At 73.6% G+C, this 22,215-nt stretch carries 22 protein-coding genes and 1 pseudogene; 12 read left to right on the top strand and 11 right to left on the bottom strand.

Going from position 1 to position 22,215, the window contains the following annotated elements:
- Positions 1-126: 126 nt before the first annotated feature.
- Both AQJ66_RS09470 and AQJ66_RS09475 read left to right on the top strand, forming a co-directional pair.
- The gene (locus AQJ66_RS09470; protein ID WP_061919063.1) at positions 127-639 is read left to right on the top strand and encodes a YbaK/EbsC family protein; all 513 of its coding nucleotides are present in this window, start codon (positions 127-129) and stop codon (positions 637-639) included.
- On the top strand, positions 636-1,484 hold the full coding sequence (locus AQJ66_RS09475) for a DMT family transporter (RefSeq protein WP_061919065.1): 849 nt from the start codon (positions 636-638) through the stop codon (positions 1,482-1,484). Before AQJ66_RS09470 ends, AQJ66_RS09475 begins: the two co-directional genes overlap by 4 nt.
- Before the next feature lie 34 nt (positions 1,485-1,518).
- On the opposite strand, the pseudogene AQJ66_RS09480 reads toward AQJ66_RS09475, so the two are convergent.
- Positions 1,519-2,446 (bottom strand): annotated as a pseudogene (locus AQJ66_RS09480) (RNA-guided endonuclease InsQ/TnpB family protein); the annotation flags it as partial.
- 192 nt (positions 2,447-2,638) lie between these two features.
- On the opposite strand from AQJ66_RS09480, the gene AQJ66_RS09485 reads away from it, so the two are divergent.
- Positions 2,639-3,529, top strand: a complete 891-nt coding sequence (locus AQJ66_RS09485; RefSeq protein WP_061919067.1) for an NAD(P)-dependent oxidoreductase — start codon at positions 2,639-2,641, stop codon at positions 3,527-3,529.
- A 72-nt stretch (positions 3,530-3,601) separates the two neighbouring features.
- Positions 3,602-3,877: a DUF1876 domain-containing protein gene (locus tag AQJ66_RS09490; protein WP_061919402.1), complete on the top strand. Its 276-nt coding sequence runs from the start codon at positions 3,602-3,604 to the stop codon at positions 3,875-3,877.
- A gap of 50 nt (positions 3,878-3,927) precedes the next feature.
- Here AQJ66_RS09490 and AQJ66_RS09495 read toward each other — a convergent pair whose 3' ends face one another.
- The 6 genes from AQJ66_RS09495 to AQJ66_RS09520 form a co-directional block, all read right to left on the bottom strand.
- Positions 3,928-5,088: a serine hydrolase domain-containing protein gene (locus AQJ66_RS09495; RefSeq protein ID WP_061919069.1), complete on the bottom strand. Its 1,161-nt coding sequence runs from the start codon at positions 5,086-5,088 to the stop codon at positions 3,928-3,930.
- Positions 5,089-5,160: 72 nt separating this feature from the next.
- Positions 5,161-5,565, bottom strand: coding sequence for an organic hydroperoxide resistance protein (locus AQJ66_RS09500; RefSeq protein ID WP_244162792.1), 405 nt, complete (start codon positions 5,563-5,565; stop codon positions 5,161-5,163).
- A gap of 195 nt (positions 5,566-5,760) precedes the next feature.
- Positions 5,761-6,237, bottom strand: coding sequence for a MarR family winged helix-turn-helix transcriptional regulator (locus AQJ66_RS09505; RefSeq protein WP_061919073.1), 477 nt, complete (start codon positions 6,235-6,237; stop codon positions 5,761-5,763).
- Positions 6,234-6,992: an energy-coupling factor ABC transporter ATP-binding protein gene (locus tag AQJ66_RS09510; protein ID WP_061919075.1), complete on the bottom strand. Its 759-nt coding sequence runs from the start codon at positions 6,990-6,992 to the stop codon at positions 6,234-6,236. The genes AQJ66_RS09505 and AQJ66_RS09510 overlap by 4 nt, the downstream gene beginning before the upstream one ends.
- A complete protein-coding gene (cbiQ, locus tag AQJ66_RS09515) occupies positions 6,980-7,777 on the bottom strand; it encodes a cobalt ECF transporter T component CbiQ (protein ID WP_061919077.1) in 798 nt (265 codons plus the stop codon). Before cbiQ ends, AQJ66_RS09510 begins: the two co-directional genes overlap by 13 nt.
- A complete protein-coding gene (locus tag AQJ66_RS09520) occupies positions 7,777-8,811 on the bottom strand; it encodes an energy-coupling factor ABC transporter permease (protein ID WP_061919079.1) in 1,035 nt (344 codons plus the stop codon). Before AQJ66_RS09520 ends, cbiQ begins: the two co-directional genes overlap by 1 nt.
- 149 nt (positions 8,812-8,960) lie before the next feature.
- Here AQJ66_RS09520 and AQJ66_RS09525 point away from each other — a divergent pair, with 149 nt between their 5' ends.
- Positions 8,961-9,299: an SsgA family sporulation/cell division regulator gene (locus AQJ66_RS09525; RefSeq protein WP_061919081.1), complete on the top strand. Its 339-nt coding sequence runs from the start codon at positions 8,961-8,963 to the stop codon at positions 9,297-9,299.
- A 28-nt stretch (positions 9,300-9,327) separates the two neighbouring features.
- Here the strand turns inward: AQJ66_RS09525 and AQJ66_RS09530 are convergent, their stop codons facing one another.
- The 3 genes from AQJ66_RS09530 to AQJ66_RS09540 form a co-directional block, all read right to left on the bottom strand.
- Positions 9,328-10,992, bottom strand: a complete 1,665-nt coding sequence (locus tag AQJ66_RS09530; protein ID WP_061919083.1) for a penicillin-binding transpeptidase domain-containing protein — start codon at positions 10,990-10,992, stop codon at positions 9,328-9,330.
- Positions 10,993-11,087: 95 nt separating this feature from the next.
- Positions 11,088-12,728 (bottom strand): penicillin-binding transpeptidase domain-containing protein, encoded by a 1,641-nt coding sequence (locus AQJ66_RS09535; RefSeq protein WP_061919085.1) that lies wholly within the window; start codon positions 12,726-12,728, stop codon positions 11,088-11,090.
- Between the two features lie 147 nt (positions 12,729-12,875).
- Positions 12,876-13,322, bottom strand: a complete 447-nt coding sequence (locus tag AQJ66_RS09540) for a MarR family winged helix-turn-helix transcriptional regulator (RefSeq protein ID WP_061919087.1) — start codon at positions 13,320-13,322, stop codon at positions 12,876-12,878.
- Between the two features lie 108 nt (positions 13,323-13,430).
- On the opposite strand from AQJ66_RS09540, the gene AQJ66_RS09545 reads away from it, so the two are divergent.
- Complete coding sequence (locus AQJ66_RS09545) at positions 13,431-14,360, top strand: alpha/beta hydrolase (protein ID WP_061919089.1); 930 nt, start codon at positions 13,431-13,433, stop codon at positions 14,358-14,360.
- 24 nt (positions 14,361-14,384) lie between these two features.
- Here the strand turns inward: AQJ66_RS09545 and AQJ66_RS09550 are convergent, their stop codons facing one another.
- Entirely contained in the window at positions 14,385-16,130 is a 1,746-nt protein-coding gene (locus tag AQJ66_RS09550; protein WP_061919091.1) for a dolichyl-phosphate-mannose--protein mannosyltransferase, read from the bottom strand.
- A 106-nt stretch (positions 16,131-16,236) separates the two neighbouring features.
- On the opposite strand from AQJ66_RS09550, the gene rsmI reads away from it, so the two are divergent.
- The 6 genes from rsmI to AQJ66_RS09580 all read left to right on the top strand — a co-directional run bounded on the left by rsmI (position 16,237) and on the right by AQJ66_RS09580 (position 22,102).
- Positions 16,237-17,094: a 16S rRNA (cytidine(1402)-2'-O)-methyltransferase gene (rsmI, locus tag AQJ66_RS09555; RefSeq protein WP_061919093.1), complete on the top strand. Its 858-nt coding sequence runs from the start codon at positions 16,237-16,239 to the stop codon at positions 17,092-17,094.
- 277 nt (positions 17,095-17,371) lie between these two features.
- Positions 17,372-17,779 carry a hypothetical protein gene (locus AQJ66_RS09560; RefSeq protein ID WP_061919095.1) on the top strand — a complete coding sequence of 136 codons (408 nt, stop codon included), beginning with the start codon at positions 17,372-17,374 and terminating at the stop codon, positions 17,777-17,779.
- A gap of 50 nt (positions 17,780-17,829) precedes the next feature.
- Complete coding sequence (locus AQJ66_RS09565; RefSeq protein WP_061919097.1) at positions 17,830-18,759, top strand: TatD family hydrolase; 930 nt, start codon at positions 17,830-17,832, stop codon at positions 18,757-18,759.
- Positions 18,760-18,898: 139 nt separating this feature from the next.
- Positions 18,899-20,251: a resuscitation-promoting factor gene (locus tag AQJ66_RS09570; RefSeq protein ID WP_061919099.1), complete on the top strand. Its 1,353-nt coding sequence runs from the start codon at positions 18,899-18,901 to the stop codon at positions 20,249-20,251.
- An 88-nt stretch (positions 20,252-20,339) separates the two neighbouring features.
- Entirely contained in the window at positions 20,340-21,209 is an 870-nt protein-coding gene (gene rsmA, locus AQJ66_RS09575; RefSeq protein ID WP_061919101.1) for a 16S rRNA (adenine(1518)-N(6)/adenine(1519)-N(6))-dimethyltransferase RsmA, read from the top strand.
- Positions 21,206-22,102, top strand: coding sequence for a 4-(cytidine 5'-diphospho)-2-C-methyl-D-erythritol kinase (locus AQJ66_RS09580; RefSeq protein WP_061919104.1), 897 nt, complete (start codon positions 21,206-21,208; stop codon positions 22,100-22,102). Before rsmA ends, AQJ66_RS09580 begins: the two co-directional genes overlap by 4 nt.
- The last annotated feature ends 113 nt before the right edge of the window (positions 22,103-22,215 follow it).

A 22,215-nucleotide genomic window follows, 5' to 3' on the forward strand; every position in this document is an offset into this window, starting at 1 on the left:
GGGATCCGTGGGGACGGGGCACCCTCACCGGCCTCTTCATGTCCGTGCGCGAGCGCCGGCCCGGCCGGGGCGGGCCGGCCACAACCCGGTCGCGTGCACCGGCCGGCCCCCGCTAGCGTGCCCCGCATGACGACAGCCGCCACTGACGCCGAAGAGTCCGGAGCCCACCCCCGGTTCGCCGCAGCACTGCGCTCGCTGGGACTCGGGGACGTGCTCGCCCGCACCCGGCGGTTCCCTGAGGGGACCCGCACCGCCGCCGAGGCCGCCGCCGCGGTCGGGTGCGAGCTGAGCCGGATCTGCAAGTCGCTGGTCTTCGCCGCCGACGGGGTGCCCGTGCTGGTGCTCATGGACGGGGCCTCGCGGGTGGACGTGGAGCGGGTACGGGCGGAACTGGGGGCCGCCGAGGTCACCCGGGCCGCCGCCGGGGTCGTCCGCGAGACCACCGGGTACGCCATCGGCGGGGTGCCGCCCTTCGGGCACCGCACCCGCACCCGCGTCCTCGCCGACCGCTCGCTGCTCGCCCACGACGTGGTGTGGGCGGCGGCCGGGACACCGCACGCCGTCTTTCCCATCGCGCCGCGGGACCTGGTCGCCCACGCGAGCGCGACACTCGCGGACGTCCGCGAGCGGACCGCGTGACGCCGCTGGTCACCGCGGCGGTCCTGCTCGCCGCGGTCACGCACGCCAGCTGGAACGCCATCGCCCACCGCATCACCGACAAACTGGTCGGCTTCACCCTGATCCTCGCCGGCGGGGTGCTCATCGGCCTGCTCCTGGCGCCGTTCGCGCCGTTCCCGGCGGCCGGCGCCTGGCCGTACCTGCTGGGCTCGGCGGTCATCCACCTGGCGTACATGATCCTGCTGATGACCTCGTTCCGGCTGGGTGACTTCGGGCAGGCCTACCCGATCGCGCGGGGCAGCGCGCCGCTGCTCGTCACCGTGTTCGCGGCCCTCTTCGCACACGAGGTGCCCGACGGCTGGGCCGCCGCCGGCGTCGCCCTGTCCTGCGCGGGCCTGACCGGGGTGGCGCTGTGGGGGCTGCGCGGGCGCCGGCCGGACTGGACGGCGATCGGCGCGGCGCTGGCGACCGGGCTGACCATCGCCTCCTACACGCTCGTCGACGGGCTCGGCGTCCGCGCCTCGGGCTCCGCGCTCGGCTACACCGCCTGGCTGATGGCCGTGCAGGGACTGGCGATCCCCGCCTACGCCGTCTGCTGCCGCTGGCGGCGCCAGACGGTGGCCGTGCTGCGCCCCTTCGCGGCGCTCGGCCTGCTCGGTGCCGCGCTGTCCGTGGCCGCCTACGGCCTGGTGCTGTGGGCCCAGACCCGCGCCGACCTCGCCCCCATCGCCGCGCTGCGCGAGTCCTCCATCCTCGTCGGCGCGGCCATCGGCGCCCTGTTTTTCAAGGAGCGCTTCGGGGCACCCCGGATCGCGGCGGCCGGCCTGGTGGTCGTGGGAATCGGGCTCATGCTGCACGCCGGTTGACATCCTCGCCGCCCTGAAGGACGGCGATTCCCGCCTACCGCGCCGTTGAAGGCTGCGGTGTCGAGTGGGTTCCTGCTTCGCCGCGCGGTGCCGGGACGAGCCCTGGTCTTACCTGCGCTCCACAGGCTGACACGGCCAGTCCGGCCGCCTTGGCGACGTTGACCGCCGCGTTGATGTCCCGGTCCAGGACGGCCCCGCATGCCCCGCAGGTCCACACACGGACGTGCAGGGGCTTTGGACCATCCTTGACGCCGCACTGCGAGCACACCTGAGAGGTCGGCTCGAACCGGCCGATCTTCACCAGCGTGCGCCCGTATCGTGCAGCCTTGTACTCCAGCATCCCGACGAACGCCGACCATCCGGCGTCGTGGACGGACTTGGCCAGGCGCGTGCGGGCGAGTCCCTTGACCGCCAGGTCCTCCACGGCGATCGCTTGGTTGTCGCGGATCAGCTGTGTGGAGAGCTGGTGATGGAACTCGCGGCGCGCGTCCGCGACAACGGGCGTGTGCCCGTGCACCGCGGACCCTGGCCGTGTCCCTGTCCTTGCTGTGCTTCTCCTTGCGGGAGAGGGCGCGCTGTGCCTTCTTCAGGCGCTTCTCGGCCCGGCGCAGGAAGCGGGGGCTGTCGATCTTCGTGCCGTCGGAGAGGACTGCGAAGTGCCCGAGACCGAGGTCGATGCCCAGCTCGGGTCTCGTCTCCGGCAACGGTTCCTCGGGGCCGGTCTCGACGACGAAGCTCGCGAAGTACCGGCCTGCGCTGTCCTTGACCACCGTCACCGTGGACGGCGTCGAGGGCAGCGTGCGGGACCAATTCACCCGCACATCGCCGATCTTCGGAAGGCGCAGCTTCTGCCCCGGCGTGATGGACCAGCGGGCGTTCGCGGTGAAGCGGACGGCCTGCCGGGTGTCCTTCCGCGACTTGTACCGGGGCGCCCCCATGCGCGGGCGCTTGCCCTTCAGGCCGCCAGCAGAACCGGCCACTCGGACCTAGGCTGAGGCGATCAGCGCAGATCCGTGCACACAGCTGAGGTCAGAGCGGGCCAAAGATTCGCTTCACCACCGGGCTGAAGCCCGGTGCACTGCGAATAGACCCGGTAGCAGGCTGACGGGGTACCTGACGTACGAGATCCACGAGAGACCACTAGGGAGCCGTCGATGACCGACAAGCCGACCGTCAGCGTCCTGGGCACGGGCATCATGGGCGCCGCCATGGCGCGCAACCTGTGCCGGGCCGGACTCACCGTCCGCGCCTGGAACCGCACCCGTGAGAAGGCCGAGCCGCTCGCCGCGGACGGCGCCGACGTCACCGGCACCCCGGCCGAGGCCGTCGAGGGCGCCGACGTCGTCCTGACCATGCTGTACGACGGCGCCACCGTCATGGACGTCATGCGCGAGGCCGCGCCAGCCCTGCGGCCCGGCACGGTGTGGGCGCAGTGCACCACCGCCGGCACCGAACGGGTCTCCGACCTGGCCGCCTTCGCCCGCGAACACGGGCTCGTCTTCTACGACGCCCCGGTTCTCGGCACCCGGCAGCCCGCCGAGGAGGGAAAGCTGACCGTGCTGGCCGCCGGCCCCGAGGAGGGCCGGGAAACGGTCACCCCGGTGTTCGACGCGGTCGGCGCGAAGACCGTGTGGACCGGCACGGACGGGGGCGAGGGAAGCGCCAGCCGGCTGAAGCTCGTCGCCAACAGCTGGGTCCTCGCGGCCACCGCGGCGACCGGTGAGGTGCTGGCCCTGGCCCGCGGCCTCGGCGTCGACCCGCAGAGCTTCTTCGACCTGATCGAGGGCGGCCCGCTCGACATGGGATACCTGCGGGCCAAGTCCGCGCTGGTGCTGGACGGGCGGCTGACCCCGCCGTCGTTCACCGTGACGACCGCCGAAAAGGACGCCCGGCTGATCGTGGCGGCCGGCGAGAGGGCCGGCGTACGGCTGGACGTGGCCGCCGCCACCGCCGAACGCCTCGCCCGGGCCGCCGCCCAGGGCCATGCCGACGAGGACATGGCCGCCGCCTACTTCGCGAGCTTCGACGAGAAGAACGACGGCTGAGCGCCGCTTCGCCGACGTGACGTTCCGCGCGCCCGGGAGCACCCTGGAATCAGTGATTCGGAGGTGGTCGAGATGACGCACACCGCGGTGGGATGGCACATCGAGCTGGAGTTCTCGGAGGACGATCAGCACACCCGGGCGGCGGCCCTGGTGCGCTTGGCCGACGGCACGGAGGTCCGGGCCCACGGGCACGCCACCCGGCACCGGGTCGACTCCAACCAGCCCCGGGTGGGCGAGGAGATCGCCGGTGCCCGCGCCCTGAACGAACTGGCGATGCGGCTGCTGACGAAGGCGCACGACGAGATCGACGCCGAGTCCGGGCGGGTCTCGCACCCGATCCACGTGTGACGCCGGGTGCGCGGACCCACGGGTGAGGACGCGGCTCCCGGCGCGCCGCCTCAGCCGAGCGCCGAGCGCACCGCCCGGACCAGCGTCTGCGCCCTGGGGTCCGCCGTGACGCTCTTGCGGAAGCCGTTGGTGACGTAGCCGAAGGCGACGCCCGACTCCGGGTCGGCGAACCCGAGGGCGCCACCGCGGCCGGGATGGCCGAAGGAGCCGGCGGCGAGCAGCGGGGACGCGCTGCCGTGCAGCATGTAGCCGGCGCCGAACCGGGTGCCCACCACGAGGACCCGGTCCGGCCCGGCCGACTGCTCGGCGCGGGCCAGCTCCGTGGTGGCGGGGGCGAACAGGCGGGTACCGCCGTCCACCTCGCCGATGAGCGAGGCGTAGAAGCGGGCGAGGCCGTCGGCGGTGGCGATGCCGTTGGAGGCCGGCAGGGCGGCGGCCTGGTAGGCGGGGTCGTTCTCGTCCGGGAGCGGGGTGATGGCCGCGAAGGCGCGCCGGGTGAGGGAGTCCGGGTCGGCGTAGGCCTCGGAGACCGCCCGCTTGGGGCGGACCTTCAGCCCGCCCGCCGCTTCCGCCCCCTCGACCGGGCCGACGCGGCCCACGCGCCCCTGCTCGGCCTCCGGCAGGCCGAGCCACAGGTCGGCGCCGAGGGGCGCGGCGATCTCCTCGGCGATCCACCGGCCGACGCCGCGCCCGGTGACCCGCCGGACCAGTTCGCCGGTGAGCCAGCTGTAGGTCTGGGCGTGGTAGCCGTGGTCCGTGCCCGGCTCCCACACCGGTACCTGCGCGGCGACGGCCGCCGCACCGAGGTCGGGGTCCGCGGCCTCCTGCGGGGTCAGCGGGCGGTCCAGCACGGGCACGCCCGCGCGGTGGGCGAGCAGGTGCCGGACGAGGGTGCGCTCCTTGCCGGCCGCCTTGTACTGCGGCCAGTACTCCCCGACGGGCGCGTCCAGGTCCAGCTCGCCGCGCTGGTGCAGCAGCAGGAGGACGGCCGCGGCGACGCCCTTGGTCGCCGAGCGCACGACCTGGGCGGTGCCGCGCTCCCAGGGCGCCGTGCCGTCGACGTCCTTCGTGCCCGCCCACAGGTCGACGACCCGGTGCCCGTCGCGGTACACGGCGAGCGCCGCGCCCCGCTCCCCGAGCAGGGCGAAGTTCGCGGCGAACGCCTCCCTGACCGGCTCGAAGCCGTCGGCCACAGTGCCGTGCACGTCCACGTCCGCCGTCCCTTCCCTCGCCTGCGACAGCGGGTGCAACACCGGTCCGGTGCCTGCGATTCCTCGGTGGGATCAGCCCAGCAGAATCGTTACGTCGATGTTGCCGCGGGTGGCGTTCGAGTACGGGCACACCTCGTGCGCCGCGTCGACCAGCCGCGTGGCGACCTCTCGGTCCAGCACGGGCAGGGAGACGCTGAGGGCGACCGCGAGGCCGTAGCCGCGCCGCCTGTTGGGTCCGATGCCCACCTTGGCGGCCACGGTGGAACCGGTGAGGTCGTAGCCCGCGCGTTTGCCGACCAGGATGAGCGCGTTGTGGAAGCAGGAGCTGTACCCGGCCGCGAACAGCTGCTCGGGGTTGGTGCCGCTGCCGTCCCCGCCGAGCTCCGGCGGCATCGCGACCTTCAGCCGGATGTGGCCGTCCTGGCTGGTGACATGGCCGTCGCGGCCGCCGTGGGCGGTGGCCTCCGCGACGTACATGATCTTGGTCGGACGGGCGTCGGCGGAGGCGTCTGCGGAGGCGCCCGCAGGGGCGTCGGCGGCGGTGGCGGCCGCGGTGCCGTCGGTCATGGTCGGCCTTCCCGGACAACAGGTGTGCGCAAGTACATCGTGCACAAGGTACTGGCCGGTATGTCAGCTGTCCGCAGCCGGGGTGGAAACGTGGGGAATCCGTGATCAGCGGCGCCCCGCGGCCCCGTCCGCCCGCCGCGCGAGCTGCCACAGCTCCTCGCGCAGCCGCGCGACCTGCCGCTCGTCCAGCCCCGTGGCCTCGAGCAGCGCGCCGGGCACGCGCGCCGCGCGCTCCCGCAGCTGCTCCCCGCGCCCGGTGCACGCGACCAGCACCGAGCGCTCGTCGCCCGCCGCGCGCTCCCGGTGCACCAACCCCGCCGCCTCCAGGCGCTTGAGCAGCGGCGAGACGGTGCCGTAGTCCAGGCGCAGCGCGGCCGCCAGCTCCTTCACGCTGGTCTCACCGCGCTCCCAGAGCACCAGCAGCACCAGGTACTGCGGGTAGGTGAGGCCGAGTTCCTCCAGGAGCGGACGGTAGGCGGCCGTCACGGCGCGCTGCGCGGCGTACAGCGCGAAGCACAGCTGGTCGTCCAGCAGCAGCGACCCGGCGGGCCCGCCTTCGTCCCGGTCGTCTTGAGGCGTCACGCGCCCATTGTCACGGACTTCGGGTCGAAGCCGAACGGCAGCTCCAGCCGGTGGGCCCGCATCAGCTCGTCGTCGCCGAGGAGTTGGCCCGTCGGGCCGTCCGCAGCGATCACGCCGTCGCTGAGGACCAGCGCGCGCGGGCACAGCTCCAGCGCGTACGGCAGGTCGTGCGTGACCATGAGGACCGTCACGTCCAGCGAGCGCAGGATGTCGGCCAGTTCGCGCCGGGACGCCGGGTCCAGGTTGGACGAGGGCTCGTCCAGGACCAGGATCTCCGGCTCCATCGCCAGCACCGTGGCGACGGCGACCCGGCGCCGCTGGCCGAAGGACAGGTGGTGCGGCGGCCGGTCGGCGAACTCCCGCATGCCGACCCGCTCCAGCGCGGTGCGCACCCGCTCCTCCAGCGCGGCCCCCCGGATCCCGGCCGCCGCCGGGCCGAACGCCACGTCCTCGCGCACCGTCGGCATGAACAGCTGGTCGTCCGGGTCCTGGAAGACGATGCCGACCTTCTGCCGGATCTCGGCCATGTGCTCCCTGCCGACGGGCAGCCCGGCCACGGTCACCGTGCCGGTGCCGCCGCCGAGGATGCCGTTGAGGTGCAGCACCAGGGTGGTCTTGCCGGCGCCGTTCGGGCCGAGCAGCGCGACCCGTTCACCGCGCGCGATCTCGAAGTCGACGCCGAACAGGGCCTGGTGGCCGTCGGGGTAGGCGAAGGCGAGGCCGGAGACCTGGAGAGAGGCTGTCACAGAATCCATCCCAGCAGACAGACGAGGAGGGCGGCGAAGGGCAGGGCGAGGGCGTACGACCACTGCGCCCGGGACGCGGTCACCTCGTCGATCACCGGCATCGAACCGGCGTACCCGCGGCTGACCATGGCCAGGTGCACCCGCTCCCCGCGCTCGTAGGAGCGGATGAACAGCGCGCCGGCGGACTTGGCGAGCACCCCCCAGTGCCGCACGCCCCGCGCCTCGAAGCCGCGGGACTCGCGGGCGATCCGCATCCGGCGCATCTCGTCGGTGATGACGTCCCCGTAGCGGATCATGAAGGAGGCGATCTGCACCAGCAGCGGCGGAAGCCGCAGCCGCTGCAGCCCGAGCAGCAGTTCCCGCAGCTCGGTGGTGGCGGCCAGCAGTACGGAGGCGGCGACCCCGAGCGTGCCCTTGGCGAGCACGTTCCAGGCGCCCCACAGCCCGCCGACGCTCAGCGACAGCCCCAGCACGTGCACCCGCTCGCCCTCCGCGACGAACGGCATGAGCACCGCGAACGCCACGAACGGCACCTCGATCAGCAGCCGCCCGAGCAGGAAGGCGCCGGGCACCCGCGCGAGGCGCGCCACCGCGGCGAGCAGCACGGCGTACAGCGCGAACGCCCACATCGCCTCCCGCGGGGTCGACACCACGACCACCACGAAGGCGAACACGGCGGCCAGTTTCGTGTGCGGCGGCAGGGCGTGCACGGGCGAGTGCCCGTGCCGGTACAGCCGGTGCGCTCCCCCACGCTCGAATGCGCTCGCGCGGGAGGTAACCCCATCCGCCCCCATCAGGCCGCCTCGGCCGGCTCACCCGTACGGCGGCGGCGCACCACCCAGAAGACCGTGCTGCCCGCGGCGACGGTGGCGCCGACACCGATCACCCCCGCGAGCCCGCCGGAGAGCCGGGCGTCCGCGACGTCCTTCACGCCGTAGCCGGCGAGCGGGGAGCCGTGGGCCGCGTGCCGCTCGGCCTTGCGGTCGATGCCCTGGTCGTGGGCGATCTTCTCCAGGCCGTCGGGGCTGGCGGAGGCGTAGAAGCTGACGAACCCGGCGAGCACCAGCGAGGTCACCAGGCCGGTGATCCACAGCCCGCGCCGCGAGGTCCTGGCGGCGGCCGGCGCCTGAGCGGCGGGCGCGTCCACCAGTTCGCCGTTCACCCGCAGCTTCAGCCGCTGCCGCAGGCCGCGCGCGCCGTGCACCAGGTCCGGGCGTACGGCGATGACGGCGCCGACGGTCAGGGCGGTGATGACGGCCTCGCCGAGGCCGATGAGCACGTGGACGCCGATCATCGCGGTGGCCACCTTGCCGAGCGAGACGTCCGTGGTGCCGCCGACGGCGTAGATGAGGGTGAAGGCGACGGCGGCGGCCGGCACCGACACCAGCGCGGCGGCGAAGGCGGCGACGGTGACCGAGCGCCGCCCCCGGGGCAGCACGGCGAGCAGCCCGCGGAAGACGGCGTACGACACGACGGTCGTGACGATCGCCATGTCGGTGATGTTCACGCCGAGCGCGGTCAGCCCGCCGTCCGCGAACAGGACGCCCTGCATGAGCAGGACGACCGACACGCACAGGACACCGGTGTACGGCCCGACGAGTATCGCGGCCAGGGCGCCCCCGAGCAGGTGGCCGCTGGTGCCGGCCGCCACGGGGAAGTTCAGCATCTGCACGGCGAAGATGAACGCCGCGACGAGACCGGCCAGCGGTGCCGTGCGCTCGTCGAGTTCGCGCCGGGCGCCGCGCAGGCTCACGGCGAGGGCGCCGGCGGCGACCGCGCCGGCGGCGGCGGAGGTCGGGGCGTCGATGAATCCGTCAGGTACGTGCACCCGATGATTTTAAGGGCTTGTTGCGAACGCCTTGCAAGAGGGAGTCGTTCTCGCATTCCGACAGGCGTGAAAGCGGAAATATGGGACATTGGACAGGGGAGGGGAACAGTGGTTCCCCTTCGGGTCACTGAACGTGAGAGGGCGGTCCGATGCCTGTAGTCGAGCAGTACGCACGCGCCCATATCGTCACGGACGAGGAGGACCCCGGAGCCGTGCCCGTGGTGCTCCGGTACGACCCCGACAGTGATCCGCGCGCGATCCGGGTCCGGCTGCCCGGCGAGCCCGAGTGGACCTTCTCCCGCGCCCTGCTCGAACGCGGGCTGCGGGCGCCGGTCGAGAGCGGCGACGTACGGGTGTGGCCCTGCGGGCGCGTCCAGGCCGTCGTGGAACTCCACTCCGACAACGGTGTCGAGGTGGTGCAGTTCGAGACCAGGACCCTCCTGCGCTTCCTGCGCCGCACCTACACCGCCGAGCCGGTGCGGACCTGAGCCCGGTGAGCGGCCGGACGGTGAGCGGTCAGCCGCCCATCTTCAGCAGGGCCGCCACGATCGGTCCGGCCGTGTCGCCGCCGTGGCCGCCCGCCTGGACCACGCCCGCCGCGGCGAGGTCCCCGCGGTAGGCGGTGAACCAGCCGTTCGGCTTCTTCTGGCCGTCGACCTCGGCGGAGCCCGTCTTGGCGCCGTAGTCCGGCCCGAGGCCCGCCATCGCCTTGGCGGCCGTGCCGTACGCCGCCGTGTACTGCATGACCTCCTTCAGCTGCCCCTGCGTCTTCGACGACATGGTCCGCGCGGCCTTCGCCAGGGTGCGTCCGTCCACACTGGGGGCGACCAGGTACGGCTGGTGGAAGACGCCCGCGTCCACCGTCGCCGCCACCGACGCCATGTTCAGCGGGTTCATCCGCACCCCGCCCTGCCCGATCAGCGCGGCGCCCATCTGCGCGCCGCTCTGCACCGGGACCGAGCCGTCGAACGTCGGCACGCCGATGGCCCAGTTGTCCATGCCGAGGCCGTAGACCTGCTGGGCCTCCTTCGTCAGGTCGCTGTTCGACAGCTTCGGCGCGAAGTTGATGAAGGCGTTGTTGCAGGAGGCGCCGAAGCTGAGCTTGAAGCTGCCCTTCTTGATCTCGGAGTCCGCGTCGTTGTGGAACGTCCACCCGGACAGCTTGTACTTCTTGGGGCACGGGTGGGAGGCGTCCGGGGTGACGAGCCCCTTCTCGAACAGCATCGTCGACGTCACGATCTTCATCGTGGAGCCGGGGGCCAGGGAGCCCTGGAAGGCGGTGTTGAACCCGTGCCCGCTGTTGGCGACCGCCAGGATCTCGCCCGTCGAGGGCCGCAGGACCACCACCGAGGCCCGCTGTTTCGCGGCGACCCGCCGCTCGGCGGCCGCCTGGAACGTGGGGCTCAGCGTCGTCCTCACCGTGCCCGGCGTGCCCTTGCTCAGCTCCACCAGGGTCTTGTCGGACAGCTTGGCCGCCTGCGAGGCCTTGCCGCGCACCACGCGCAGCTCCACGCCCGCCTTGCCGCCCGCCGTCTTGCCGTACTTCTCGCGCAGCCCGTCCAGGACCGTGCCGAGCGAGGGGTACTCGGCGGCCGTCAGCTTCCCGCCGTCGCGGTCCAGCGCGGTGACCGGCGGGGTGCCGGACGCACCGGTGACGAGCGTGTCGCCGTCCCCGAGGTCCGGGTGGACGACGGAGGCGTGCCAGTCGACGACCGCCTCGCCGTCGCTCCTGCGCCGTACGACGGTGAGCGCGCTGTCGTAGGCGAGCGGCTTGCTGAGGTTCTGGTACGCCACGGTCGCCTTGACGGAGAACGGGACCTTGGCGCCGGTCGCGGCCCTGGGCGTGAGGGTGACGTCCTTGAGGTGGGCGTCCTTGGTGTAGCCGGTGAGCAGGGGAGCGGCGGCCGTGGGGTCGTCGGTGCCGGCCGCGGCGCGGGTGACCTGGCCCTGCTGCCAGGCGGTGAGGAACCGGGTGGAGGCCGTGCGCACCTCGGCGGCGGTGAGCGGGCCGGTCTTCACGGCCCGGCCGGCCGCGCCGGACGCCCGCTCGTCGGCCGACGCGCCGCCGCCGTACAGCGCGTAGACCCCGAAACCGGCGCCGCCGAGGACCACGGCGATCATCCCGGCGAGTACGGCGGGTCCGGTCTTCCGTCGCTCGGCGACGCGCCTTCTCTTGCCCACAGCCTCAGTTCCTCCGCGCCTTCACCAGGACCCCACAGCCCCCACACTCCCCAACGACGGCTACCACAGTAAGGTCCCCGTCTTTGCGGGTGACGTCAGCCCGTACTCCGTAGCACGGTTGCGACAATAGGCCCGGCCGCGTCGATGCCGTGCCCGCCGTCCTGCACCAGCGCGGCCGCCGCCACGTCGTCGCGGTACCCGGTGAACCAGCTGTCGGACGTGACGTTGCCGTCGACCTCCGCCGAGCCGGTCTTCGCGCCGATTTCGCCGGTCAGCCCCGCCATCACGCTCGCCGCGGTGCCGCTGCGGGCGGTGCGGTTCATCATCGCGCGCAACTGCTGCGAGGTGCTCGACGGCAGCCCGCGCGCCTGTGCCGGTGCGCGGTCGTCCAGGCTCAGCGGCACGATGACCGGCTGCCGGAAGACGCCGGTCTTCGCGGTCGCGGTCGCGGAGGCCATGTCCAGCGGGCTCATCTGGACCTGGCCCTGGCCGATCAGGTTCGCCGCCGTGTCCGGTCCGCCGGAGGCCGGCACCCGGCCGTCGAAGGACGGCACGCCGATCTTCCAGTCGTCGCGCCCCAGCCCGAACCGGTCCTGCGCCTCCTTGGTGAGGGCGTCCACGCCGAGGTCGTCGGCGAACTTCACGAACGCCGTGTTGCACGAGCGGGCGAAGCTCTCCGAGAGGGTGGCGTTCTCGTTCGGGGCCAGGTCCTTCATGTTGTGGAACGTCTGGCTCTGCCAGACGGCGGACGGCGGGCAGGGTGCCTTGCCGTTCGCGCTGGTCAGACCGGTGTCGATGAGGGCCGCCGCGCTGATGATCTTCATGGTGGAGCCGGGCGGGCGCTCGCCGGACAGGGCCGCGTCGAAGCCGTCGTCGCGGTGGTTGGCGACGGCCAGGATCTCGCCCGTGCTGGGCTGCACGGCCACCACGGACGCGTCCTTGTACGTGCCCACCGCCGCCTCGGCCGCCGCCTGGGCGCCGGCGCTGAGGGTCGTGCGCAGCCTGCCCGCCCTGCCCTTGGCGAGGGTCAGGAGCGTGGTGTCGGCGGCCTGACTGCCGTCCGCGCCCGCCTCGTGACGGATGGCCAGCTCCACGCCGGGCCGGCCGCCGGCCCTGCCGCCGTACCGCTTGCGCAGCTCGTCCAGGATCGGGCCGAGGGAGGGGTACTTCGCGGCCGTCAGCACCTTCCCGTTGCGGTCCACGGCCTCGATCGGCGGCGCCTCGGCCTCGCCGGTCACCAGGGTGTCCCCCTTGCGCAGCCTGGGGTGCACGACGGAGGGGTCCCAGTCGACCAGCGCGCGGTGCGAGGTCTGCCCGCGCACCACGGTCAGCCGGCTCCCGTAGCCGATCGGCTCCGACCTCCCCCCGTACGACACCACCGCCCGGACCGTGAACGGCACGGTCCGCCCCACGGGCGCACCGGGCTTGATGCGCACCTTGGTGATGTGCGCGTCGTCGCCGTACGCCGCCAGCAACTGCTCGGCCGCCTCCCGGTAGTTGGTGTAGCCCGCCGCGGCCGGGGCGTCGCCCTTCTCCCACGCGGCGAAGAACGCGCCGCTCGTCTCCGCGACCTCACCGGCACTCGGCGGCCCCGTCCTCGCGGCCTCGGTGCTCCCGCTCGCCGTGCCGCCGTCACCGTTCAGCGCGGACGCGATGTTGTAGAGCCCGTACCCGGCCCCGCTCAGCATCACCGCACACACGCCGCCGACGACGGCGACCTTGACCCCCTTGCCCATGGGCAAGTCCTCCCCGTATCCCCGTGTTTCCCCCACCTGGTCAGGTTCTGAACATGTTCAAAAGTGGGGGTGCGGAAGCACTGTATGCGCTTGCTGCGGCGCTTGGCCACGGGGTGACGCAACCGTGACGTGGGTGCGGAAGTCCCCTCACCCCGGCCGGCCGTGGGAGCCCGCCTCGAGGGCGGCGCGGAGGGTGGCCAGGGTCGAGGCGACGCGTGCCAGGTCGTCAGGGGCGACCGCCCCGGTCAGGGAGGTGAGCTCCGCTTCGACGACGGGGCGGGAAGCGGCCAGCTGTTCCTCGCCCGCGGGCGTGAGGCGGAGGACGGACGAGCGGCGGTCCTGGGGGTGCGCGACCCGCAGGCACCAGCCGGCGGCCACCAGCCGGTCGACCGCCTTGCTGACGGCCCCCACGGTGATCGCCAGTTCGCCGACGATGTCGAGCACGCGGCACCCTGGTACGCGGTCGATGATCTCCAGGAACTCGAACTGCCCCAGCCCCAGACCTCGTTCGGCGCGCAACCGGGCGCTCACCGCGTTGTAGAGCCGGGTCTCGACGCGGACCAGATCGGTGAAGACCGGGGTGACGTGACTCACATTAACCTCCGATAGATTCCCGGGAATCATCTTCCGTGGAATCTGGTTGGGGTCGAGCAGGTGGATTCCCAGGAATCCATCCTCGCACCCCGACCCTTGGAGGCCCCCATGTCCCGTCAGCAGCGCGAAGCCCTGGACGCCATGCTCCGTTCCGCCCCTCGCCGCGAGACACCGCCTACTCCCGAGGAGCAGCGCGACGGCTTCACCGCGGCTCTCACCCGGCCCGCGCCGGAGGGCGTGGTCACCCGCAGGACCGTCCTGGGCGGACGGCCGGCCCTGGAGCTGGAGCCGGCCGGAGCCTCCGGCCGCGGCCGACTGCTCTATCTGCACGGCGGCGGCTACGTCGTCGGCTCACCGGACACCCACGCGGGGCTGGTCGGTGAACTGGCCCGCCGCGCCGGGCTGCGCGCGACGTCGGTGGACTACCGGCTGGCGCCCGAGCACCCCTTCCCCGCGGCGGTCGACGACGGCCTCGCGGCCTACCGCGAGCTGCTGGCGTCGGGCACCGACCCGCGCGACCTCGTCCTGGCCGGTGACTCCGCCGGCGGCGGACTGAGCCTCGCCACGCTGCTCGCCGCCCGGGAGGCCGGGCTGCCGCAGCCGGCCGCCGTGGTCGTCTTCTCCCCCTGGGCCGACCTCACCCTCGCCGGCGCAAGCATCCGCTCCAAGGAGAGCGCCGACCCCATCTTCACCGAGGCCGACGTACGCGCCTACGCCGATCTCTACGTCGGCGCGGGCGACCGGGCGCATCCCCTGGCCAGCCCGGTGTTCGCCGACCTCACCGGACTGCCCCCGCTCCTCGTGCAGGTCGGGGCGAACGAGGTGCTCCTCGACGACGCGGTCCGGCTGGCCGGCCGCGCGGGCGCCGACGGCGTCGAGGTCACGCTCGAGGTCGGGCCCGGCCTCCCCCACGTCTTCCAGCACCACTACGGCCGCCTCGACGAGGCGGACGCGGCACTGGACCGCGCCGCCCGCTTCCTCACCGCCCACCTGAGCGCCGGGCACCCGGACGCCGGCGCTCTCGCACCGGTCCACTGACGAGGGACGGCCGTGTGTGGCCGGCTAGATCCACGTATCCAGCCACATCCGCGACCGCCAGCTGTCGATCGGGATCGCCGTCCCCGTGTACAGCGGCCAGAAGTAGATGAAGTTCCAGGCGATCAGCAGGACCAGGACGCCCGCCGCCGAGGCGCCGATGACGCGGCGGGTGTCCGTGGAGTTCGGGGGGCCGATGATCGCGCCGATCAGCATGGCCAGCGCCAGGCACAGGAACGGGACGAAGACGACCGCGTAGAACAGGAAGATCGTGCGCTGCTGGTACATGAACCAGGGCAGGTAGCCCGCCGCGATGCCGCAGGCGATGGCCCCGGCCCGCCAGTCGCGGCGGAACGCCCAGCGCCACAGGACGTACAGGAGCGCGATGCAGGCCGCCCACCACAGCAGCGGCGTGCCGATGGCCAGGACCTCCCGGGCGCACTTCTGGCCCGCGTCGGACGGGCAGCCGTCGACGCCGGGCGCGGGCGACTCGTAGAAGTACGACACCGGGCGGCCCAGCACGATCCAGCTCCACGGGTTGGACTGGTAGGTGTGCGGGGACGACAGCCCGATGTGGAACTTGTACACCTCGTGCTCGTAGTGCCACAGGCTGCGCAGCCAGTCCGGCAGGAAGGTCCAGTGGCCGCCCTTGCCGTCGGTCGCCGCCCAGTTGCGGAAGTAGCCGCCGGAGCCGTCGGTGGGGGAGAGGATCCAGCCGAGCCAGGAGAGCAGGTAGACCGCGATCGCCACGGGGACCGTCGCGAGGAACGTGATCCCGGTGTCGTGGCGCAGGGCCCCGGCGTACGGGTGCCGGGCGCCGGCCACCTTGCGGGCGCCGACGTCCCACAGCACGGCCATCACGCAGAACGCGGCAAGGATGTACAGGCCGTTCCACTTGGTGCCGAGGGCCAGGCCCAGCAGCAGCCCGGCGCCCCAGCGCCAGGGCCGCAGGCCGAAGCGGAAGGTGTCCGCCACGTCCGCGTCCGGCCGCACCCGGCCGTCCGCGTCGACCGGCAGCGCGGCGGCGAGTCTCGCGCGCGCCCGGTCCCGGTCGATCACCAGGCACCCGAACGCGGCGACCACGAAGAACATGAGCACGCCGTCGAGCAGCGAGGTCCGGCTCATCACGAAGTGCAGGCCGTCGACCGCCATCAGCGCGCCCGCCAGGCAGCCGAGGAACGTCGAGCGGAAGATGCGGCGGCCGATCCGGCACAGCAGGAGGACGGACAGCGTGCCCAGCAGCGCCGTCATGAACCGCCAGCCGAACGGGTCGAACCCGAACACCAGCTCGCCCAGGCCGATGACGTACTTGCCCACCGGCGGGTGCACCACGTAGGCCGCGTCCGTGGGGATCGCCAGGTGGCCGTGCGTCTGGAGCACCAGGTCGTTGGCGTTCTTGTCCCAGTTGACCTCGAAGCCGCGGTGGACGAGCGCCCAGGCGTCCTTGGCGTAGTACGTCTCGTCGAATATCACCTTGGCCGGGCTGCCCAGGTTCCAGAACCGCATCACGCCGGCGAGCAGCGTCACCAGCAGCGGGCCGCCCCAACCCGCCCAGCGGGCGATCCGGTCGGCCAGGACCGGCGGCAGGCCCAGCACCTGCCACAGGCGCGGGCTCGGCTCGGCGTACGGCGGCACCAGGCGGCTGCGCACGTCGCCGGGGGCGTCCTGGGCGGGCGTGTAGCCGAATCGGCGCAGCCGCTGCTGCCACGACGGCCGCTGGTCTTGCGGTGCCTGGCCCTGCCGGAGGTCCGTGGAGGACGCGGTACTGGTCACCGCGCCATCGTAGGGAACCGTTCTGTGTGCGTCCCGTGCATGACCGTTCCCGGTCGCCGTTGCGGGCGTTTTCCCCGCTCCGGGGGAGCCCTGGGAGGATGGGGGCGTGACTGGAACCCTTGTGCTGGCAGGTACCCCCATCGGCGACATCGCGGACGCGCCGCCCCGGCTGGCCGAGGAGCTCGCGGGCGCCGACGTGGTGGCCGCCGAGGACACCCGGCGGCTGCGCCGGCTCACCCAGGCCCTCGGCGTGACCGTCCGCGGCCGCGTGGTGTCGTACTTCGAGGGCAACGAGTCGGCCCGCACGCCCGAGCTGGTCGAGGAGCTCGTCGGCGGCGCGCGGGTGCTGCTCGTGACGGACGCGGGCATGCCGTCGGTCTCCGACCCCGGCTACCGGCTGGTCGCGGCCGCGGTGGAGCGGGACGTCAAGGTCACCGCGGTCCCGGGGCCCTCGGCCGTCCTCACCGCGCTCGCCCTGTCCGGGCTGCCCGTCGACCGGTTCTGCTTCGAGGGCTTCCTGCCCCGCAAGGCCGGGGAGCGGCTGTCCCGGCTGCGGGAGGTCGCCGGGGAACGGCGCACGCTGGTCTACTTCGAGGCCCCGCACCGGCTCGACGACACCCTCGCCGCCATGGCCGAGGTCTTCGGCGCGGACCGGCGGGCCGCCGTCTGCCGCGAGCTGACCAAGACGTACGAGGAGGTCCGCCGCGGTCCGCTCGCCGAGCTGGCCGAGTGGGCCGCCGAGGGCGTCCGGGGTGAGATCACCGTCGTCGTCGAGGGAGCCCCGGAGACCGGGCCCGAGGAACTCGACGCGGGGGAGCTGGTCCGCCGGGTGCGCGTGCGGGAGGAGGCGGGCGAGCGGCGCAAGGAGGCCATCGCGGCGGTCGCGGTGGAGGCCGGGCTGCCCAAGCGGGTGGTGTTCGACGCGGTCGTCGCGGCCAAGAAGGACGCCCCGCAGGGGGCGTGACAGAGGGCGCAACATGCCTCTGAGCAGGGCTCTTCTCTACTGAGCGCGCGCCCCATGGGTGGGCAAAAGGGCGGCGCCGAAGGCAAAGCGCGGACCGGCGATCCGGGGCGATTGGGCAAGCGCGGTCCAAATCGCCTCCAACACTCGACAGGCCCGCTGCGCAACCGCTGGTGGAGGCGTCCACTGGTCACAGGGACGCACCTGTCCCGCGCCCCAGGGGGATGTCCGGGGGGAGTCCCCCCGCGGGGCGCCTGTCCAGCGGACAAGAGGAGCTGGCATGACTGAGATCGCAGGGCAGCCCGGCCTCCGCGGCACGGCCGCCGCCGTCGTTCACGAGTCGTACGCGTTCGCCTGCATGCGGTGCGGGCACGGCTGGGAGCAGTCGTACGCGATAGAACACCACACGGACGCCGAGGGCCAGGAGTTCGTCATGTACGTGGCCGAGGGCCGGGTCGTGCCGTCCCCGTTGAGCCGGCCCGCGTGCGTGAACTGCGACGGGCACGTCGTACGGATCATGCGCGCGGGCCAGGTGTCCTCGGTGCGCAGCGCGGCCGAGCGCCACCACCGCGTGCCGCAGGCGGGCCCGGTCGAGGCGCCCCCGGTGCCGGGGCAGGCGGCCCCCGAGCCGCACCACTGGCACCTGTCCGACCTGCTGCACCCCTTCCAGCGCAGGGCGGCGGGCTGAGCGCCTCCTCGCCCGCGTCCGGTGGCGTGCCCCTTTCGTAGGATCGGGGCATGCCTTCGAACGCCGACAAGAGCGCTGCACCGCCGCTCCCGCCGCCGCTGCGGGTGCCCGTGGCCGACTCCCACACCCACCTCGACATGCAGTCCGGCACCGTCGCGGAGGGACTCGCCAAGGCCGCCTCGGTGGGCGTGACCACGGTCGTCCAGGTCGGCTGCGACATCAAGGGCTCGCGGTGGGCCGCCGAGACGGCCGCCGCGCACGACGCCGTCCACGCCACCGTCGCCCTGCACCCCAACGAGGCCCCGCGCATCGTCCACGGCGACCCCATCGAAGGGGCGTCGCGAAGCGACTCGGACAAGGGTGGTGGTGGGCGACGGGCGGGATGGTCGCGGCAGGGCGCCCGGGAGCCGGGCGGTGACGCCGCGCTGGACGAGGCGCTCGCCGAGATCGACCGGCTGGCCGGGCTGGCCCAGGTCAAGGGCGTCGGCGAGACGGGGCTCGACTTCTTCCGCACCGGGCCCGAGGGCAAGGACGCGCAGGAGCGGTCCTTCCGCGCCCACATCGAGATCGCCAAGCGGCACGGCAAGGCCCTCGTCATCCACGACCGCGACGCCCACGCCGACGTGCTGCGCGTGCTGAAGGAGGAGGGCGCCCCCGAGCGCACCGTCTTCCACTGCTACTCCGGCGACGCCGAGATGGCGCGGATCTGCGCCCGCGCGGGCTACTTCCTGTCCTTCGCCGGCAACGTCACCTTCAAGAACGCCCAGAACCTGCGCGACGCCCTGGCGGTGGCCCCGCTGGAGCTGCTGCTCGTGGAGACCGACGCGCCCTTCCTGACCCCGGCGCCCTACCGGGGGCGGCCCAACGCGCCGTACCTGATCCCGGTCACCGTGCGCGCGATGGCCGCCGTGCGCGGCATCGACGAGGACACGCTCGCCACCGCCCTGGCCGCCAACACCGCACGGGCCTTCGACTACTGAGCGCCGACCCCTCGGCCCGTTGAACGCGCGTTCGAGGTCGCGACAGTGCGTAGTCGAGCCGCTTTGGAGAGTGACACTCGCTCCGCTAGGTTCTGGGGGCCCGATTCCGGACCCCTCTGGCTCCCTGGAGCGTGTCGGCGTGAGCAAGTCGCAGGACGAGACGTACCGGCCCCACGGCCACGGCGCCTCCGTGCACGACGCGGAGACCCTGCCGTACGGCCTGTACGAGGACACCTACCGGCCCGCCTACGAGGCCGAGGCGTACTTCGTCACCGAGCCGGAGCCGCCCCGGCCGCCGGTGGGCGCGCCCCCGCCACCGGTGGACGCGGTCGAACCCGAGTACGAGCCGGCCGGCGGGCGGGCCGCGCGCCGGCGCCGGGCGCGCTACACCGAGCGCCCGGACTCCGCCGTACGCCGCCTGCTGCCGCAGGCACTGGTCGTCGCGTTCCTCGCCGGCGGCACCACCGCCTTCGTCGCCAACGACAAGGCGGTCGAGCTGAGCGTCGACGGCAGGCCGCGCACCCTGCACACCTTCGCCGACAACGTGTCCGAGCTGCTCGCCGAGGAAGGCGTGCCCGTCGGGGCGCACGACATGGTCGCGCCCGCCCCCGGCACCCCCCTCGCCGCCGGCGACGAGGTCGCGGTGCGCTACGGCCGCCCCGTCCGCCTCACGCTGGACGGCCGGCAGCACGAGGTGTGGACGACGGCGAAGACGGTGGACGGGGCGCTCCGCGAGCTCGGGGTGCGCGCCGAGGGCGCGTACCTGTCGGCCTCGCGCTCCCAGAGCATCGGGCGCACCGGCCTCGCGCTCGACGTCCGCACCGAGCGCACCGTCACGATCATGGCCGACGGCCGCAGCCGCACCATCCGCACCAACGCGGCCACCGTCCGCGAGGCACTCCAGGAGGCCGGCGTCACCCTGCACGGCCAGGACACCACCTCCGTCCCGCCGGGCGGCTTCCCGCGCGACGGACAGACCGTGACCGTGCTGCGGGTGCGCGGCTTCCGCGAGGTCCGCGAGGAGCAGATCCCGTTCGGCGTCCACCGGACCGCGGACCCCGCGCTCTTCCAGGGCACCGAGGTCGTCGACCAGCCCGGGCAGCCCGGACTGCGCCGGGTCACCTACTTCCTGCGCACCGTCAACGGCGTGCGGGAGAAGCCGCGCCGGGAGGAGTCCGAGGTGGTGCGCCGGCCGCGCGAGCAGGTGGTGCGGGTCGGCAGCAAGCCCCGGCCGCACTCGGTGCACGGCGCCGACCACCTCGACTGGAAGAGCCTCGCCGCCTGCGAGTCGGGCGGCCGCCCGAACGCCGTGGACGCCTCCGGGACCTACGGCGGGCTCTACCAGTTCGACGCCCGCACCTGGCAGAGCCTCGGCGGCAGCGGACGCCCGCAGGACGCCCCGGCCGAGGAGCAGACGTACCGCGCCAAGAAGCTGTACCAGCAGCGCGGGTCCACTCCCTGGCCGCACTGCGGGACGCGGCTGCACGGGTGAGCACCGGGCGGGTGCGGCGATGCGCGCGGCGGCCCGGTCCGCCGGGCACCCGGCGAACCCCCCGGGAACACCCCCGTACCCTTGTGCCGTGACCAGCCCCCTCCCCGACGCCCTCCTCGGCCCCGCCGACATCCGTGAGCTCGCGGCAGCGCTCGGTGTCCGCCCCACCAAGCAGCGCGGCCAGAACTTCGTGATCGACGCCAACACCGTCCGCCGTATCGTCCGCACCGCCGGGGTCCGCCCCGACGACGTGGTCGTCGAGGTCGGGCCGGGGCTCGGCTCGCTCACCCTCGCGCTGCTGGAGGCCGCCGACCGGGTCACCGCCGTGGAGATCGACGACACCCTCGCCGCAGCGCTGCCCGCCACCATCGCCGCCCGCATGCCCGGGCGTGCCGACCGGTTCGCGCTGGTCCACTCCGACGCGATGCACGTCACCGAGCTGCCCGGTCCGGCGCCGACGGCCCTGGTGGCGAACCTGCCGTACAACGTGGCCGTCCCCGTGCTGCTGCACATGCTGGACACCTTCCCCAGCATCGAGCGGACGCTGGTGATGGTGCAGTCCGAGGTCGCCGACCGGCTCGCCGCCGCGCCCGGCTCCAAGGTGTACGGCGTGCCCTCCGTGAAGGCGAACTGGTACGCCGAGGTCAAGCGGGCCGGGGCCATCGGCCGCAACGTGTTCTGGCCCGCGCCGAACGTCGACAGCGGCCTGGTGTCGCTGGTCCGGCGGACCGAGCCCATCAGGACGACGGCGTCGAAGAAGGAGGTCTTCGCGGTCGTCGACGCCGCCTTCGCCCAGCGCCGCAAGACCCTGCGGGCCGCGCTGGCCGGCTGGGCGGGCTCCGCACCGGCGGCCGAGGCGGCGCTGGTCGCGGCCGGCGTCCCGCCGCAGGCGCGCGGGGAGTCGCTGACGGTGGAGGAGTTCGCGCGGATCGCGGAGTGCAAGGAGAGCGGCGAGTGAGCGTCACGGTACGCGTCCCGGCCAAGGTCAACGTCCAGCTCGCGGTCGGCGCCGCCCGCCCGGACGGGTTCCACGACCTCGCCAACGTCTTCCTCGCCGTCGGCCTGTACGACGAGGTCACCGTCAGCCCGGCGGACGAACTCCGGATCACCTGCGAGGGCCCGGACGCCGCCCAGGTCCCCCTGGACCGCACCAACCTCGCCGCCCGCGCGGCCCTCGCCCTCGCCGGACGCCACGGCATCGAGCCGGCCGTGCACCTGCACATCGCCAAGGACATCCCGGTCGCCGGCGGCATGGCGGGCGGCAGCGCAGACGGCGCGGGCGCGCTGCTCGCCTGCGACCGGCTGTGGGGCACGGGCGCCTCTCAGGCCGAACTCCTCGACATCTGCGCCGAACTGGGCAGCGACGTCCCCTTCAGTCTGCTCGGCGGCGCGGCACTCGGAGTGGGGCGCGGCGAGCGGCTGACGGCCCTGGAGGTCGGCGGCACCTTCCACTGGGTGTTCGCGATGGCCGGGCGGGGGCTGTCGACCCCGGCGGTGTTCCGCGAGTTCGACCGGCTCGCCGAGGGCCGCGACATCCCGGAGCCGGTGGCCTCGGCGGAGCTGCTCCGGGCGCTGGCGAAGGGCGACGCGGACGCACTGGCCGCCGCCGTCTCCAACGACCTCCAGCCGGCCGCCCTGTCCCTGTTCCCGGAACTGGCGGACACCCTGGACGCCGGACGCGGGGCGGGCGCGCTCGCCACCCTCGTCTCCGGCTCCGGCCCGACGACCGCCTTCCTCGCCCGCGACACCGAGTCCGCCGAGAAGGTCGCCGAGACCCTGCGCGCCTCGGGGACGTGCCGGTCGGTGCGGACGGCGGCGGGGCCGGTGGCGGGGGCGACCGTCCTGTCGTAGCGCACCCGGAACCGGTGCGGACGCCGCCGGGTATCCGCACCGGTCCGCGCCAGGAGGACGACGGCCGGCCTCCGACTACTCTGGACGGGCGATCCATCCCCCGCGCACAGGAG

The sequence above is a fragment of the Streptomyces bungoensis genome, from assembly GCF_001514215.1.
GTDB lineage: Bacteria > Actinomycetota > Actinomycetes > Streptomycetales > Streptomycetaceae > Streptomyces > Streptomyces bungoensis.